The 14,633-nt window shown below is 65.3% G+C and carries 12 protein-coding genes; 4 read left to right on the top strand and 8 right to left on the bottom strand.

All coding sequences use genetic code 11. The annotated features are described in order from the left end of the window. Nucleotides 1-3: 3 nt before the first annotated feature. Nucleotides 4-777, bottom strand: coding sequence for a GntR family transcriptional regulator (locus tag P0D89_RS08350; protein WP_408358865.1), 774 nt, complete (start codon nucleotides 775-777; stop codon nucleotides 4-6). Nucleotides 778-968: 191 nt separating this feature from the next. Here P0D89_RS08350 and P0D89_RS08345 point away from each other — a divergent pair, with 191 nt between their 5' ends. Next, nucleotides 969-2,267 carry an MFS transporter gene (locus P0D89_RS08345; protein ID WP_408358863.1) on the top strand — a complete coding sequence of 433 codons (1,299 nt, stop codon included), beginning with the start codon at nucleotides 969-971 and terminating at the stop codon, nucleotides 2,265-2,267. A 288-nt stretch (nucleotides 2,268-2,555) separates the two neighbouring features. Here the strand turns inward: P0D89_RS08345 and P0D89_RS08340 are convergent, their stop codons facing one another. Further along, nucleotides 2,556-3,476, bottom strand: a complete 921-nt coding sequence (locus tag P0D89_RS08340) for a DMT family transporter (RefSeq protein ID WP_408358861.1) — start codon at nucleotides 3,474-3,476, stop codon at nucleotides 2,556-2,558. 112 nt (nucleotides 3,477-3,588) lie between these two features. On the opposite strand from P0D89_RS08340, the gene P0D89_RS08335 reads away from it, so the two are divergent. Then, nucleotides 3,589-4,470 carry a LysR family transcriptional regulator gene (locus P0D89_RS08335; protein WP_408358859.1) on the top strand — a complete coding sequence of 294 codons (882 nt, stop codon included), beginning with the start codon at nucleotides 3,589-3,591 and terminating at the stop codon, nucleotides 4,468-4,470. A gap of 100 nt (nucleotides 4,471-4,570) precedes the next feature. Here the strand turns inward: P0D89_RS08335 and P0D89_RS08330 are convergent, their stop codons facing one another. From P0D89_RS08330 to P0D89_RS08305, 6 genes are all read right to left on the bottom strand, one after another. Further along, nucleotides 4,571-5,626, bottom strand: a complete 1,056-nt coding sequence (locus tag P0D89_RS08330) for an ABC transporter ATP-binding protein (RefSeq protein ID WP_408358857.1) — start codon at nucleotides 5,624-5,626, stop codon at nucleotides 4,571-4,573. An 84-nt stretch (nucleotides 5,627-5,710) separates the two neighbouring features. After that, nucleotides 5,711-7,315 (bottom strand): ABC transporter permease, encoded by a 1,605-nt coding sequence (locus P0D89_RS08325; protein ID WP_408358855.1) that lies wholly within the window; start codon nucleotides 7,313-7,315, stop codon nucleotides 5,711-5,713. Then, nucleotides 7,316-8,347, bottom strand: a complete 1,032-nt coding sequence (locus tag P0D89_RS08320; protein WP_408358852.1) for an iron ABC transporter substrate-binding protein — start codon at nucleotides 8,345-8,347, stop codon at nucleotides 7,316-7,318. 74 nt (nucleotides 8,348-8,421) lie between these two features. After that, a complete protein-coding gene (efeB, locus tag P0D89_RS08315; protein ID WP_408358850.1) occupies nucleotides 8,422-9,726 on the bottom strand; it encodes an iron uptake transporter deferrochelatase/peroxidase subunit in 1,305 nt (434 codons plus the stop codon). 38 nt (nucleotides 9,727-9,764) lie between these two features. After that, a complete protein-coding gene (locus P0D89_RS08310) occupies nucleotides 9,765-10,916 on the bottom strand; it encodes an NHL repeat-containing protein (RefSeq protein ID WP_408358848.1) in 1,152 nt (383 codons plus the stop codon). Nucleotides 10,917-11,016: 100 nt separating this feature from the next. Continuing rightward, entirely contained in the window at nucleotides 11,017-12,540 is a 1,524-nt protein-coding gene (locus P0D89_RS08305; protein ID WP_408358846.1) for a carbohydrate porin, read from the bottom strand. 342 nt (nucleotides 12,541-12,882) lie between these two features. Between P0D89_RS08305 and P0D89_RS08300 the strand changes: the two genes are divergently transcribed. Both P0D89_RS08300 and P0D89_RS08295 read left to right on the top strand, forming a co-directional pair. After that, a complete protein-coding gene (locus tag P0D89_RS08300; RefSeq protein ID WP_408358844.1) occupies nucleotides 12,883-13,566 on the top strand; it encodes a hypothetical protein in 684 nt (227 codons plus the stop codon). A gap of 205 nt (nucleotides 13,567-13,771) precedes the next feature. Continuing rightward, nucleotides 13,772-14,614, top strand: a complete 843-nt coding sequence (locus P0D89_RS08295) for an arylamine N-acetyltransferase family protein (protein WP_408358842.1) — start codon at nucleotides 13,772-13,774, stop codon at nucleotides 14,612-14,614. The last annotated feature ends 19 nt before the right edge of the window (nucleotides 14,615-14,633 follow it).

The raw sequence follows: 14,633 nt of genomic DNA, 5'->3' as shown, positions 1-14,633 counted from the left end.
CAGTCAACTCCCGGTGGTGGCGCGCGGGCGTCTGCTGCGCGGCTTCGGTTGATTCGCGAGCGCGGCTTCCGACTGCGCGCGTTCGGTCAGAAAACGATGCAGCAGTTCGCCGGTGCCGAGCAGATGCGCGACCACCAGCGATTGCGCCGCCGCGATATCGCGGCGTTGCACGGCGTCGAGCAGCGCGGCGTGTTCATTGTCGGACTCGCCCTTGTACGCGGGCAAGCCGAACTTCAGGCGCAGATATCGTTCGCCCCGCCGATGCAGCACGCCGATCATGTCCACGAGTTGCTGCCGGCCGGCGGGCGCATACAGGCTCATGTGAAACGCGGCATTGCGCGCGACGTACAGCGACGGGTTCGGCTCGCGCTCGGCGGCTTGGCACAGGCTCGCGGCTTCGCGCAGCGTCGCGGCAGTGTGGTTCGGAATCGCGAGGCCGATGGCGAGGCTCTCCAGCGCGGAGCGGATCTCGTAGATCTCGCGCGCTTCGTCCGCCGACAACGGGGCGACGGTGACGCCTTTGTGCACCGCGGCGCGCACCCAGCCTTCGCTTTCCAACTGACGCAGCGCTTCGCGCACGGGAATTGCGCTGACAGAAAAGTGCCGCGCGATCGCGTCCTGCCGCAGCGGCGCGCCAGGCGCCAGCGTGCCGTCGACGATCGCCGTGCGCAGCGCCTCCGCAATCACACGCGGGGTGCTCTCACGCGGCGGCGCAGCGGGCAAAAGCGGGCTGCGCGCGGGCGTAACCAGGGGAAAACCATCGGTTGCGTCGCTCATAGTATCAAATATTATATATAAAAAGACGCGTTTTGCACGCGGACAAACCCGGAAGAATTTTCCGCCGGGCCGGCCGCACTGGCTGCTTTCGTTATACGACGAGGAGCCTCGAATCACCTGCATCAAGCAATCAGCGCGCGCCATCTCGTCGTTCCTGTTACGTACGCCAACCGTAGGGCCGGAGGAGCATGATGAATACACTGACCGACCGCACGACGGTCACGCGGCGCCGCACGCCGCTCAATCGTTCGCAAATCGTAGGATTCTGGGGAGCATGGGCCGGCTGGACGCTCGACGGGATGGACTCGTTCATCTACGCGCTCGTGCTGACGCCAGCCTTGACCGAGTTGCTGCCGCGCTCCGGTTTCGCGGCCACGCCGGCGAACGTCGGGCTGGCCGGGTCGATCCTGTTCGCGCTGTTCCTGGTGGGCTGGGGACTGTCGTTCATCTGGGGGCCGCTCGCCGACCGCTTCGGCAGAACCAAGGTGCTGGCCGGCACCATCTTCACGTTCGCGATTTTCACGGGGCTCGCCGCGACCTCGACGAACGTGTGGGAACTCGGCATTTATCGCTTCATCGCGGGCGTCGGCATCGGCGGCGAGTGGGCGCTGGCCGGCACTTACGTGGCGGAAGCGTGGCCGGAGGATCGCCGCAAGATGGGCGCGGGCTATCTGCAAACGGGCTACTACGCCGGGTTCTTTCTGGCCGCGGCGCTCAACTACACGATCGGCGTGCACTACGGCTGGCGCGCGATGTTCCTCACCGGCGCGGTGCCGGTCGTGGTCGCGATTCTGATCCTGCTGCGCGTGAAAGAGCCGGAGAAATGGCAAAAGGCTGAAGCGAACCACGTGCCCACCCGTCCGCTGCGCGAAATCCTTGGGCCGACCTATCGGCGCCGGACCTGGGTGGCGTGCATCCTGTTGACCATTGCGATCATCGGCTTGTGGGCCGGCGCGGTGTACGAGCCGTCGGCGGTGATTCAGCTGGCGAGCCGCGCCGGTCTCGCGAAAGGCGATTCGATCCGGATGGCGTCGCTGGCTACCGGGCTGCTGTCCATCGGGACGATTCTCGGCTGCCTCGCGTTGCCGCCGATCGCCGAACGCATCGGCCGCAAGAAAACACTGGCGATTTATTTCGCCGGCATGGCGGTGGCGATCCTCGGCAGTTTCGGCTGGGCGTTCTATCTGCCGAACGGGCTCGCGCCGTTCATCGCGTGGCTCTTCGTGCTGGGCTTCTTCGGCGGCAATTTCGCGCTGTTCAGCTTGTGGCTGCCGGAGCAGTTCGAAACCCGAGTGCGGGCCACGGCGTTTGCCTTCTGCACGTCGTTCGGGCGGTTTGTCGGCGCCGGTGTCAACTTTCTGCTCGGCGCGGCGGTGCTGCACATGCATACGCTCGGCGTGCCGGTCGCGTTGACCGCGCTCGCGTTCGTGATCGGGCTGTTCGTGATTCCGTTCGCTCCGGAGACGAAGGGCGAGGTGTTGCCGCAGTGAGATGGCCGTTTGGCCGAGTGGCGCGAGCGGTTGCGAGCGGGCATGCTTTCCCTCGGTTGGACGACGTTTTCTACGCCGGTCGGCAGCCTGAGCGGCTTATGGTCACGCCGAATCACGCTTGCCGGCCGGATGGTCCATTTGACGGGAGAGGGCAAAGCTGACGTGATCGCTTGCCGCTTCCACCACGACGGTTGGACGAAGGCAGCCGCGAAGCTTGTTCCAGTTCGCCGTAGCGACGAGAGCGGGCAGTGTCGGCGCCAACGCAGGATGCGGCGGTGCGCCCGTGTCTCAATCAGCGTGCCGCCGCGCCCGCCCGCCGGCACGCAGCCACGACATCAGCGGCCAGCCGAGATTGACCCCGAGACTCGCCACCACAATCAACACCATTCCCGCGAGCTGCGGCAGCGACAGCGCCCGGCCATACACGAGCGCATCCACCACGATCGCCGTGAGCGGATAGACGAACAGCAGCACGGCGATCACCGGCGTGCTCAGTTTGGGTAGCGCGCCGTAGATCAGCACATACGAGAGCCCCGTATGCAGCACGCCCATGCCGACCAGCCAGAACCACTGCATCGGGCCGATATGCACGGCGCCAAGCGGCGCGATGAACGGCAGGCACACCACGCCGACCGCGCATTGCGCGAGCGTCAGCAGATGCGGCCGCAAATTGCCGAGCCCTTTCGCAATCAGTGTGACGCTCGCGTAGAGCAGCGATCCCACCAGCGCTTCGCCGATGCCGATGAAGTAGCTGGTATGGCCCTGCAGATTCTCCGTCGCGGCGACGCCCGATGCGAGCACGAGGCCGACGAAGGCGGCCGCGATCCAGCCGAGCCGGTCCGCGCCGAGCCGCTCGTTGAACAGCGCCGCGCCGATCAGCACGACCCAGAACGGCTGCACGTGAAACACCACCGTCGCCACCGCAATGCTGGTGCGATGAATCGCGTCGAAGAAACCGACCCACTGGGTGACCATCAGTACGCCTGAGACAAGCGCGAGCACGACGGTGCGGCGCGTGAAATGCGCGCGCGTGAAGAAACCCTTCCAGGCGCAATATGCGGCGAGCGACAGAAAGCCGAACAGGCAGCGAAAGAACACGAGCGTCAACGCGTCGAGCCGCGCCTCTTCGACGAAGACACCTAGCGTGCCCATCAGAAGCCCGCCGCTGGCGAGTGTGATCGCGCCTTGTTGACGTGGGGTGAGGGGCATGCGAAGCGGCTCCGTGACGGGGAATGACGTGATTTCCCCAAGTATTGCGCGGCTTGCGTGGCTGTCACAAACGAATTAAATTGAGTAATTCCATCAGCCGAATTGATAAATCATGCACCCGGAATTCGACGTCGATCTGTTGCGCAGCTTTGTCGCGGTGGTGGAAACGGGCAGCTTCACAAAGGCGGCGACCACCGTGCATCGCTCGCAGGCGGCTGTCAGCATGCAGATCAAGCGGCTCGAAACCATGCTCGGCACCACGCTGTTCGCGCGCAACACGCGCAATCTGTCGCTCACGCGGCCCGGCAATACGTTGCTCGAATACGCGCGGCGCGTGCTGGCGCTGCATGAGGAGGCGTGGTCGGCAATCGTGCGGCCCGAGGTGACAGGGCGCGTCGTGCTCGGCGCGCCTGACGATTACGTGTCATCACTGCTGTCGCCAGTGTTGCGGCGATTTTCGAATCTGTATCCGCACGTGGAGATCGAGATTGTCTGCGCGCAGAGCACGTCGCTCGCGCCGATGCTCGCCGATAACAAGATCGATCTCGCGTTCGTCACGCGCGATCGCAAGCTGCGCGGCGAGTTCGTGCGCAGCGAGCCGATGGTGTGGGTGGGGGCGTCGGTGGACACGCCGGTGCTGGCGGCGTCGCCGTTGCCGGTGGGGCTCTACGAGCCCGGCTGTGTGGCGCGGCAGCATACGCTGGTCGCATTGGATGGCGCGCGGATTCGGTATCGGGCGGCGTTCAGCAGCGCCAGCCTGATGGGTCTGGTGGCGACTGTCGATGCAGGGCTGTCTGTGATTGCTCTCACGCGTTGCAGCGTGCCGGCGCGGCTCGCGATTCTCGGCGAAGCGCAGGGTTTGCCGAAGATCGCGCCGCTGGAGATCGTGGTGGCGCGCAGCGCCAAATCGGACCGGCCGACTTGTGATTATCTGGCCGCGCAGATGGTGCAGGATTTGTCGTTGCGGACGCCGACGCGGGCGGCGGCAGTGTAGGAGGCGAGGGCGGTTAGGCTGTCATTTGTCGTTTTGCGCTTCACGCGCGTGACCGCCAGGTTGACAACGGCCGCCGAGAAACCGCAATCGCCCAACGCCCCTAACCGCGCAAGTAAGCCGTCACCTTCCCATCCACGGCAACCTTCACCTGTTCCCCAGGCCGTGGACACAGATAACCCGGCACCCGAGCGCGCACCATCGTTCGCGAGCCGGACTGCAATTGCAGCGCCACGCCGGCGTCCTGCCCCTGAAAGACCACATCGGTGACGACGGCTTCATAAGCCGCGCCGTCAGGCGTCGTCTCACCGGCGCGCAGCAGGCGGATCTGTTCGGGCCGCACCATCACATCGACCGCGCCATTGCTCATGGGCGTGGTCAGCGCCAGGTCGCCGAGTTCGCAACTCACGCGGTCCCGTTCCGCCATCCCCGGCAACAACACCGCCTCGCCGACGAACGACGCCAGTTCGCGCGTCACCGGCCGCTGGTACAGCGTCTCCGGCGTCGCTGTCTGGATCAGCCGGCCGTTCCACAACACCGCCACTTCATGTCCGAGCGACAACGCTTCGGACTGGTCGTGCGTGACCAGCACGGCCGTCGCGCCGGTGGCCGCCAACGCGCTGGCCACCGCTTGCCGGGTTTCGAGCCGCAACGCGGCGTCGAGCGACGAGAACGGCTCGTCGAGCATCACCAGCGTCGGCGCTGGCGCCAGCGCGCGGGCCAGCGCGACGCGCTGCTGCTGGCCGCCCGACAACTGCTGCGGCGCGCGCTCGCCGAAGTCCGCCGGCAAGCCAACCAGCTCCAGCAGTTCGGCCACCCGATGGCGCGCGCGGCGCTGCGTGCGCGGCAAGCCGAACACGATGTTGTCGGCGACCGACAGATGCGGAAACAGCGCGCCTTCCTGTGGCACATAACCGATGCGCCGCTGTTCCGACGGCACGTGCAGGTTGTCGTCGGCGACGCGGCGGCCGTCGATCTCGACGCTGCCGGCATCGGCGCGTTCAAAGCCGCACAGCAGACGCAGCAACGTGGTCTTGCCGCTGCCCGACGGACCGAGCAGCGCGAGCAGGGTGCCGCGCTCGACCGAGAGGTCAATGCCGTGCAGCACCGGCTGGCCGTCGAACGATTTGCGCAGTCCGCGGATACGAAGTTCGCTCATGAAAATCCGATGGTAAAAGCGCGTTGATTCAGGGGTGTCCTCAGCGTCAGCGGCATCGGTGGCATCAGTGGCATCACAACCAGCTCAGCCGCGATCGCCAAGCAGCGCCGACCTGCCGAGCAGCGCGAACAGCAGCCCCGAGGCCAGCAGCGAAATGCCGGTGAGCAGTGCCGCGTACGGCGCGGCCGCGGCAAACGCCATCGTCGACGTGTCGGCCCACACCTGGGTGGCGAGCGTTTGCGTGTCGAGCGGCGAGAGCAGCAGCGTCGCGTTCAGTTCAGTGACGACCGAGATGAACACCATCGCCGCCGCCGCGCCAAGCCCAGGCCCCGCGAGCGGCAGCATCACGCGAACCAGCATCTGCGGCCAGCTCAGGCCGAGCGCGCGCGCGGTCTCTTCGAGACGCGGCTGCGCCTGCATGAAGGCGGCGCGCACGCTCACCAGCGCGACCGGCATGAACAGCATCGAGTAGGCGACCACCAGCAGCGTCGCGCTTTGATAGAGCGGTTGCAGCGCATGCACGGCGAGTGACACGATCGCCAGCGCGATCACCAGACCCGGCACACCTTGCGCGAGAAACACCGTGCGTTCGAACAGCGTCGCGAATCGGCCGGGGTAGCGCACCAGCAGGAACGCGAGCGGCACCACCAGCAAGGTGGTCAGCAGCGCGGCCGCGAAGCCGAAACCGAGCGACGACAGCGTCGCGTTGAACAGCAGCTCGGGCGATACATCGGCCGGCGTGACTGCGGCCGCGCCCGGCTGCGTGAGCCAGTAGCCGATCATGCCGAGCGGCACTCCAAGTGTGGTGATGGTGAGCAGCGCAAAGCCGGCGACCACGACCCAGCGCCACGCGCCGAGCTCGTAGCGCAACACGGCGCGCCGCGTGCCGCGATCGACGCGTTCATAACGCGCCGCGCCGCGCACGCGAAACTCGAATGCCAGTACGATCAGGCAGATCACGATCAGCAGACATGCGAGCAGCGAAGCGCCGCCGCCGTCGAAACTGGTGCGGAAGTCCGCGTAGATCTGCGTCGTGAAGGTGCGAAAACGCAGCAGCGTGAACGCGCCGAACTCGGACAGCACACCGAGCGCCACCAGCAACATGCCGCCGAGCAACGCCGGCCGCAATTGCGGCAGCACCACGCGCACGAAACTGCTCCAGCGGTTGCAGCCGAGCGCGCGCGCGCTTTCTTCGAGAGCTGGGTCCATACCGCGCAGCGCGGCGGCCACCGGCAGATAGACGAGCGGGAAATACGCACAGCTCAACACCAGCAACGCGCCATTGAAGTCCTGCAAATCCTCGCTGAGCGAGACCCACGCATAGCTCGAAATGAAGGCGGGCATCGCGAGCGGCGCGGCGCTGAGCACGGCCCACATGCGGCGTCCCGGCAAATCCGTGCGTTCGACGAACCATGCGGCCGCCGTGCCGATCACCGCGCACACGAGCGTCGTCGCCACGGTGATCATCAGCGTGTTGACCAGCAGTTCGCCGACCAGCGGCCGGAACACCAGATCGATCGCCTCGGCGGCGCCGAAGCTCGCGGCGCGCCAGAACGTAAACGCGATCGGCAGCAGCACCAGCAATGCGCTGAGCGCGGCTGCCGCGAACAAACCGCGCGGCGCGCGCAAACGGGCGCGCGCCGGGGCGGTGGGGACAGCCGGTGGCCCGGCTGACAGAGCTTCGCTCATTTACAGCAGACCGGCCTGGCGCAGCAGCTTGCCGGCCTGGCTATCGTCGCCCAATTGCTGGATCGTCAGCGCCGGCGGGCTCAATTCGGCGAACGGCTTGAGGATGGGGTCCGGCGCCACGCCCGCATGCAGCGGATATTCGAACATCACGTGGCTGTTCGCCATCAACTGCTGCGCGCGCTCGCTGACCAGATACGCGAGAAACTTCTGCGCGCCGTCCGGGTTGTGCGCGGACTTCAGCACCGCCGCCCCCGACACGTTCACAAGCGCGCCGGCGTCGCCGTTGCCGAAGTGATGGATCGCGCTGCGGGTCTTCGCATCGCCGAGTTCGGCATGCAGACGCGTCCAGTAGTAGTTATTGACCAGCCCGGTGGCGACGCCGCCACGGTTCACCGCGGACACCACGCCTTCGTCGTCGTCGAAAATCTGCGCGTTGGCTTTCAGGCCCTTGAGCCATTGCACGGTTTGCTGTTCGCCTTTCAGCGCGAGCACGGCGCTCACGAGCGGCAGGAAATCGCCGTCGCTCGGGGCGATGCCGATCTTGCCTTTCCATTCCGGTTTGGCGAGATCGAACAGCGATTGCGGCAGTTGCGACGGCTGCAGTTTGGTCGTGTTGTACGCGAGCACGTTTTCACGCGCGGTCACGGCGACCCACACGCCACTCGGCGAGTTGAAGCGCGCCGGCACGGCGGCCAGCGTGGCGCTGTCGACCTTCGCGAGCAGGCCCTTTTCTTCGAGCAGCATCAGTTCCGGCGAGTTTTCCGTGAAGTACACGTCGGCGGGCGAGGCGGCGCCTTCCGCGACGATCTGCGCGGCCATCGCCGGGCCTTCGCCGTTGCGGATCTTCACCGAAATGCCCGACTGCTTCTCGAAGTCTTTCGCGAGCACATTGACGACCTGCTCGTGTTGCGCGTTATACAGCGTGATGGAAGCCGCGCGGGCCGCCGACGGCACAGTCGCGAAAGCAGCCAGCGTGAGCGCGCCCACGCTGCCGAGCAGGCGCAGGCGGGTGCCAAACCAGGAATAAGCCATGTTTCAGATGTCCCGTTGTGATGATGTTGGTTGATCTATGTTGTGTGTGCTTCAAGGTGTGCTTTGGGGCTGCCTTACGTCTCGAACAGCCCCGCGCCGATATACGAACCCGGCTTCGCCCCCGGCGGCACCGCGAAGATCGCACTGCCGACGTGGGTCGTGAACTGGTTCATCATGTCGAACTTCGCGAGCCTGTCGTTGATCGGAATGAAGCCGGTGCGCGGGTCGCTCTGATGCGCGACGAAGATCAGTCCCGCGTCGTATTCGGTTTCCTGGCGCCATGGCGGCCAGCGCTCGATATAGAAGTTCGTGCCGTCGTTGTACGAGTAAGAGCGGCGCAGAATCTGCACGCCGTTGTTGCTCGCCTGATTCGACAGACGCACGTGCGAGTTCTCCGGAATCACCGGATTGCCGTCCTTGTCTTCTTCCTTCAGGTCTACGGCGTCAAACTCGTTCTTCTTGCCGATGGGCGCGCCGCTGTACTTGTGACGCCCGAACACCTGTTCCTGGAAGCCCAGTTCCATGTTGTCCCAGTGTTCGAGCGTGATGCGGATGCGCCGCACGACGGTGTAGGTGCCGCCTTCCATCCACGGCGCGTCGGCGCTCGCGTGGGCCCATACGAATTCGTTCATCAACTGCGGCTTGGCGATCGACGGATTGTTGGTGCCGTCCTTGAAGCCCATCAGATTGCGCGGCGTCTGAGCGCGCGGACCCGACAGGAAACCGGCTTGGCCCCACCGCATCGCTGCGTTGCCATAAGCGAGCCGCGTCAGTTGCCGGACCGCGTGAAACGCGACTTGCTGATCGTTCGCGCAAGCCTGGATAAAGAGGTCGCCGCCAGTTTTCTCGGGAATCAGCTGATCGCCGTTAAAGCGCGGCAGATCGACGAGCGCGGCAGGGCGGCGCGCGGCTAGGCCGTAGCGGTCCTTGCCGTCCTTCGCGAAGAGGCCCGGGCCGAAGCCGAACGTGATCGTCAGACCGTTGGGGCCGAGACCGAGCACGTCGCCGGAATCGGGCGCGGACTTGCTGTCGCCGGCATCGCCCGTCGGCAGCGCAGCGGCCGTGCCGCCTTGCGTGAGGCGCGCGGCCGCGTCGGTCCACGCACGCAGCAATGCGATCACGTCGTCGCGCTTGTCGGTCGTCAGATCGAGCGCGGCGACGTAGGTGTGACTCTGCTGCGGCGTGACGATGCCACTCTGATGCGCGCCGTAGAACGGCTCGACGGCCAGTTGCGGATCGGCGCTGTGGGGCTGCGTTCTGGCGAGCGCGGCCTGCGGCGCCGTGAGACCCGCGCCGAGGCTCGCGCCGGCGGCCACCGCAGCGCTGCCCGCCTTCAGAAAGCCGCGCCGTGAGGGCCGCGGGGGTTGATCGTTTGCCATGGTTGCTTCACCTTCATTGTCGCGTGGGAGCGTGCCGCTCACTTCGCGAGCACCAGTGTGTTCACGTCGTCCTGCACGTAGTAGAAGCCGTCGCCTTCGGGTGTCATCGCGAGGCCGAACAGGTCGCCGTTGCCCGGCGGCGATTGCGCCTTGTCGGTGTCGATCCAGCGCGCGTAGATCTGCTTGCCGCTCGCCGGATCGATCTCGACGATCTGGCCGTTCAGCGCATTGGTCACGAGCAGGTGGCCGTTGGGCGCGGTGACCATCGCGAGCGGGCGGTGCAGCAGGCCGTCGGCGGTGAGTTGGCGGCCCACGCCGGCGCTGGTGTCGCGCGTCATCGGGTCGTCGATTTCGGTGATGCGGTTGCCGATCGCGTCGGACACGTACAGCAGCTTCTGATCGTTCGACAAGGCGAGGCCGGTCGGCCCGACGAGGAACACTCCCTTGTCCGCCTGCGCGCCGAAACCGCTGCCCACCACGGTTTCCTTCTTCACGACGGGCGGCTTGCCGGCCGGCACGTCGAGATCCAGACGCAGCACGGTGGCCTGCTTGAACACCGGCGGCGTGCCTTCCGCACCACCAACGCCGAAGCCCGCGTTGCTGACGAACAGCGTCGCGCTCGTGCCGTTGTCGACGACGGCCATGTTGCCCCACGGGTCGTTGATGTTGGGGCTCGTGATGGTCGACGCGATCTTGCCTTGCGGATCGATCACGATCAGGCAGCCGGCGCCCTTGGTGCCGGTCGTGCCGTCATTGCTCGGCGTGCTGCCGACGATCACGTAGCCCGACTTGAGCATCGTCATCGCGGTCGACAGGCCGATGCCGCCGGGGCACTCCTTCAGATCGCGCGGCACCGTCGCGAACACCGACATCTGTTTGGTGTCCGGACGATAGTTGATGATCGTGCTGCCGGTGCCCTGCAGATTGGTCGAGTTATTGAAGTTGCCGACCAGCACGTCGCCCTGCTTGACGGTTCCCGCGGTGACCGGCGCGACCACGACCGCGTACGGGTTCTGGTCGCCGTTGTCGGGCACGGTGTTGATCAGCGTGCTGTGGTGCTTGATGGTTTCGAGGAAACCTTGCGGCTCGGCATAGGCGCTGGCGGCCGTCGCGAATGCGGCGGCGCCGGCAGCGGCGGCGATCAGGGCCCGCGCGGCGCGCGGCGAAAATGTGCGCGTGGGTTGGTTCACGATTGAGCCTCCGTGCCTGCGCACGAAACGGTGGTTGCGGTCATGATCGAAAGCATGGAATCCGGTTTATCGATAGCGTATGGGTTGGGCGCGAATTGCATCAGAACGTGATATTGTTGCGTACACCGATGACGAAGGTATTGCGCAGCGGCTGCGTCGGGTCGTTCGGATTCTGGCCGGCTCCCGCGTTGAACGTGTATTGCGCGTCGGCTTGCAGTTGCCACCACGGATTGACCTGGTACTGATAGGTCGCCTCGAGCGCGGTTTCGCTGGTGCGCACGCCGTACGGGCCGCCGGTGAAGGTGCGGAAATCCTGGTCGAGCCCGTTCACGTGGTTGCCGACCTTGATGTAGGTGAGCGCGAGGCCCGCGCTGTCTTCGTCGCGGCCGGCGAACGGCGCTTTCAGCACAACGCCGAGGTTGGCCGCGATGCTCACCAGGTTGCGGTCGCCGGGGCCGCCCATCACGCGCGCGAACACGCCGAGGCTGCGCGCCTCGTCCGGGTTCGGACGCCAGACCATCTGGTCGGCTACCGCGTAGATGCTGTAGTTGCCGCGATGAGTCGCAGCGATGCCCGTCGAAGCCGGATTCGCCAGCGACAAGCCGTTGTTGTCGTAGCGCTGGTCCGCGAAGGTGTTGTTGTTGTACCAGACGCCGATCTTGTAGGTGCCCGGCAAACCGTTGCTGCCCGTGCCGACCATTTCGCCCTCGGCCGGCTGGTTGATCGCGTATTGCAACTCGCCGATCCACAGCGTGCCGTTGTGCAGGTTGAAATTGGTGCCGCTCATGTTGTCCGGGTTGTTGCCGAGCGGATCGCCGGAAAACACGCCGGCGAGCGCCGTCAACGAAGGCGTGATCTGGCCGCGCACGCGCACGCCGAGGCCCGCGAGCGGATAAGCCGGGCCGCCGGACGGCATGTCGTACGAGGGCAGCGCGGGCCAGCCGAACATCGTGTTCAGGAACAGCGCCGAGTACGTGCTGGTGATGAATTCCTGGTCGATACTCTGCTGACCGATCTTCACGTCGAGGCGCTTGTTCAGGAACGACTGCTGATACCACAACTCCCACAGGCGGGTAGAGTCGTCGGCCTCGATGCCGCTTGCCGTGTTCAGCGTGCCGAGCTTGTTGGCGCTCAGGTTGGCGCCGTGAATCTGCAATGCGCTGACGTTGAACAGGCCGCCCGGCAAGCCGAACGCTTTTTGCGTATCCATCTGGACGGCGGCGGTCGTCAGGCCGTCGTAGTCCGCTCCACGTGCGAGGCCGCCGCGCAGATTCGCGAGCACTTCGCTGGTCTCGGTGAGCGAGAACGTCACGCCGTACTTGCCGAGCCATGGGCGCAGCCCGCCCATGTCGCCGAGCATCTGTTCGCGATTCCAGAAGCCGGTCCACTGGCTGGTCTGGGTTGCCTTGATGTTCAGATCGGCTTCGGGGGCTTCGGGGGCGGCATCGGGATTGGCTTCCGCCATTGCGGCGCCGGCCGTCAAGGATGCCCAGGCGAACGCGGTGCAGAAGGCAGCGCGGCGCATCGAAGGCAAGCGCGTACGATAAGTTGCGCCGGCGCGCGTCGCGGAGTCGCGAAGTGGATGTGCCTGAACGGCGGGTCCGTTGAGTTTGGCGAACTTCATCCAAATCCTTTATTAGTGTTGTTTCGACTGATTGATTCGTCGCGGGCCAGCATGGCTGCCAGCCCGCGATTTTGCCGTAACAGCCCGCGACGCTGCGTAACAGATAACGCGAATCGTACTCATCCGTATTGCAGTCGTCAATTCAAATGAGAACGATTCTCATCAATATTACTGACATGTAATTTTGATCGTTACGTACTACCGCTAAATCGTATTTGCATGTAATTCGAACCGAATGAAAACGTAATCTGATCGTATGGCTGTGGTCATATCGAACGCGAGCGAAAGCGCAGTGTCGAAGCGCACGATCAACCCCGAAGGCCATAAAGTTAGGAGATGGACATGAAAACCCGCATTCTTTTGATGTCGATGCTGGCAAGTGGCGGCTTGCTGTTGGGCGGCGTTGCAAACGCACAACTGAATCTGAAGCAGTTCGGCCTGGGCGGCGGAGGCGATAGCTCGGCGGGCGCCGCGCCGGCGTCGGAAGGTGGTATGTCGCAGTTGCTGCAGACCTATGTAGGCGCGAACCAGCAGGTGCTCAGCGGCCAGTCGAGCCTTGCGTCGGCAATGGGCATGAGCACTGCCGCCGGTCAGGCGCAACAGGCGGCGGGCCTGCTGAGCGGCGGAACGCCGTCGGTGAGTCAATTGACGCAGGTGGGCAGCACGCAGCAGTCGCTCTCCGAAAAACTGACCCAGGCGTTCGCGAGCCATGCGAGTGGTAGCGCGTCGGCCACGCCGGTCAACAAGCAGGCGTTCACGGACGGCCTGTCGTCGCTAGGCAAGGGCGTCAGCCAGTATTCGAGCCTGCAGTCGGGGCTGGGCAGCATCGGACAGATGAGTCCGTCTTCGCTGTTGCAGTCCGGGATGAATCCGCAGACGGCGCAGAGCGCGTCGTATATCGCGCAATCGGCGCCGGGGCAGTTGCAGTCGCTGATGTCGACGCTCAATTCAGCGGTGCAGTTCGCGTCGAGCCACGGCATTACCGTGCCGTCGATCGCGACTTCGGCATTGAAGGGCGTCCAGTAGCACGCGGCCGATGTCTCAGGCGCCGCTGCGGCGGCGAAGCGGCGCTCGCAGCGGCTATGAGAAAAGACTGACGCACGGTCGAGTTGGCCGCCTCGGACCCACGGTAAAACGGGCTATGATCGTGTCCCGGAAGCCGCCTCGCCGCGCACAGCACGCAGGCGCCAGGCCCAGAGGCGGCCAGCTCAACCCTGCCGGGACTACGCCGATGTCACACACCGTCAATCTGGATAATTACTTCACCCGCATAGGCTACCAGGGCCCGCGCGCGGCGACGCTTGAAGTGCTTCAGGAAATTCATCGGCTGCACCCCGCGGCAATCCCGTTCGAGAACCTCGCGCCGCTCACGCGCCGCGCGGTCAAGCTGGATCTCGAATCGGTCGAGACAAAGCTCGTCACCGAGCGGCGCGGCGGTTACTGCTTCGAGCAGAACGCATTGCTCGCCAACGTGCTGACGCAATTGGGCTTCAAGATCACGCCGCTGCTCGGGCGCGTGCTATGGGGCCGCGAGTCCGACGCGATTGCGCCGCGTACGCACATGGTGTTGCGCGTCGATATCGGCGCCGATGCGTGGATCGCCGACGTCGGCTTCGGCAGCGTGACGCTGACCGCGCCGCTGCGTTTGATCACGGGCCTCGCGCAGCCAACCCCGCACGGCACGTTCCGGCTCGCCGACGCGGCGCGCGAGGCGCTCTATCTCGAAGTGCAGGCTCACGACGAAAGCTGGGCGCGGGTCTATCGCTTCGACTTGCAGCCGGTCGAATGGATCGACTACGAAACGTCGAACTGGTACACGTCGACATCGCCCGATTCGATTTTCGCGAGCAACCTGATCGTATGCCGCGTGTTGCCAAAGACGCGTCTCACGCTGTTCAACGATCAACTGAACGAGCGCGCGGCGAACGGCGAGATAGTCGACGAGCGGCAACTCGCCAGCGCCGACGAACTCGCCGCATGTCTTCGCGATCGCTTCGGTCTGGATGCCGGCAAAATCGGCATCGACATCGCGGCGGTGTTCGAGCGCGTGCGTACGCCGGCGCAGAGCGCATAGCGGACTCCATAGGGACTAC

Source organism: Paraburkholderia sp. RL18-085-BIA-A, assembly GCF_046027075.1.
Taxonomy (GTDB): Bacteria; Pseudomonadota; Gammaproteobacteria; order Burkholderiales; family Burkholderiaceae; genus Paraburkholderia.
Note: the sequence above shows the minus strand (reverse complement) of the source record. Positions and strands in the feature narration are given on the sequence as shown.

Excerpts from the sequence above, each read along its gene's own strand:
- P0D89_RS08350 (WP_408358865.1), bottom strand. The coding sequence starts at position 777 with ATGAGCGACGCAACCGATGGTTTTCCCCTGGTTACGCCCGCGCGCAGC.
- P0D89_RS08345 (WP_408358863.1), top strand. The coding sequence starts at position 969 with ATGAATACACTGACCGACCGCACGACGGTCACGCGGCGCCGCACGCCG.
- P0D89_RS08340 (WP_408358861.1), bottom strand. The coding sequence starts at position 3,476 with ATGCCCCTCACCCCACGTCAACAAGGCGCGATCACACTCGCCAGCGGC.
- P0D89_RS08335 (WP_408358859.1), top strand. The coding sequence starts at position 3,589 with ATGCACCCGGAATTCGACGTCGATCTGTTGCGCAGCTTTGTCGCGGTG.
- P0D89_RS08330 (WP_408358857.1), bottom strand. The coding sequence starts at position 5,626 with ATGAGCGAACTTCGTATCCGCGGACTGCGCAAATCGTTCGACGGCCAG.
- P0D89_RS08325 (WP_408358855.1), bottom strand. The coding sequence starts at position 7,315 with ATGAGCGAAGCTCTGTCAGCCGGGCCACCGGCTGTCCCCACCGCCCCG.
- P0D89_RS08320 (WP_408358852.1), bottom strand. The coding sequence starts at position 8,347 with ATGGCTTATTCCTGGTTTGGCACCCGCCTGCGCCTGCTCGGCAGCGTG.
- efeB (WP_408358850.1), bottom strand. The coding sequence starts at position 9,726 with ATGGCAAACGATCAACCCCCGCGGCCCTCACGGCGCGGCTTTCTGAAG.
- P0D89_RS08305 (WP_408358846.1), bottom strand. The coding sequence starts at position 12,540 with ATGAAGTTCGCCAAACTCAACGGACCCGCCGTTCAGGCACATCCACTT.
- P0D89_RS08300 (WP_408358844.1), top strand. The coding sequence starts at position 12,883 with ATGAAAACCCGCATTCTTTTGATGTCGATGCTGGCAAGTGGCGGCTTG.
- P0D89_RS08295 (WP_408358842.1), top strand. The coding sequence starts at position 13,772 with ATGTCACACACCGTCAATCTGGATAATTACTTCACCCGCATAGGCTAC.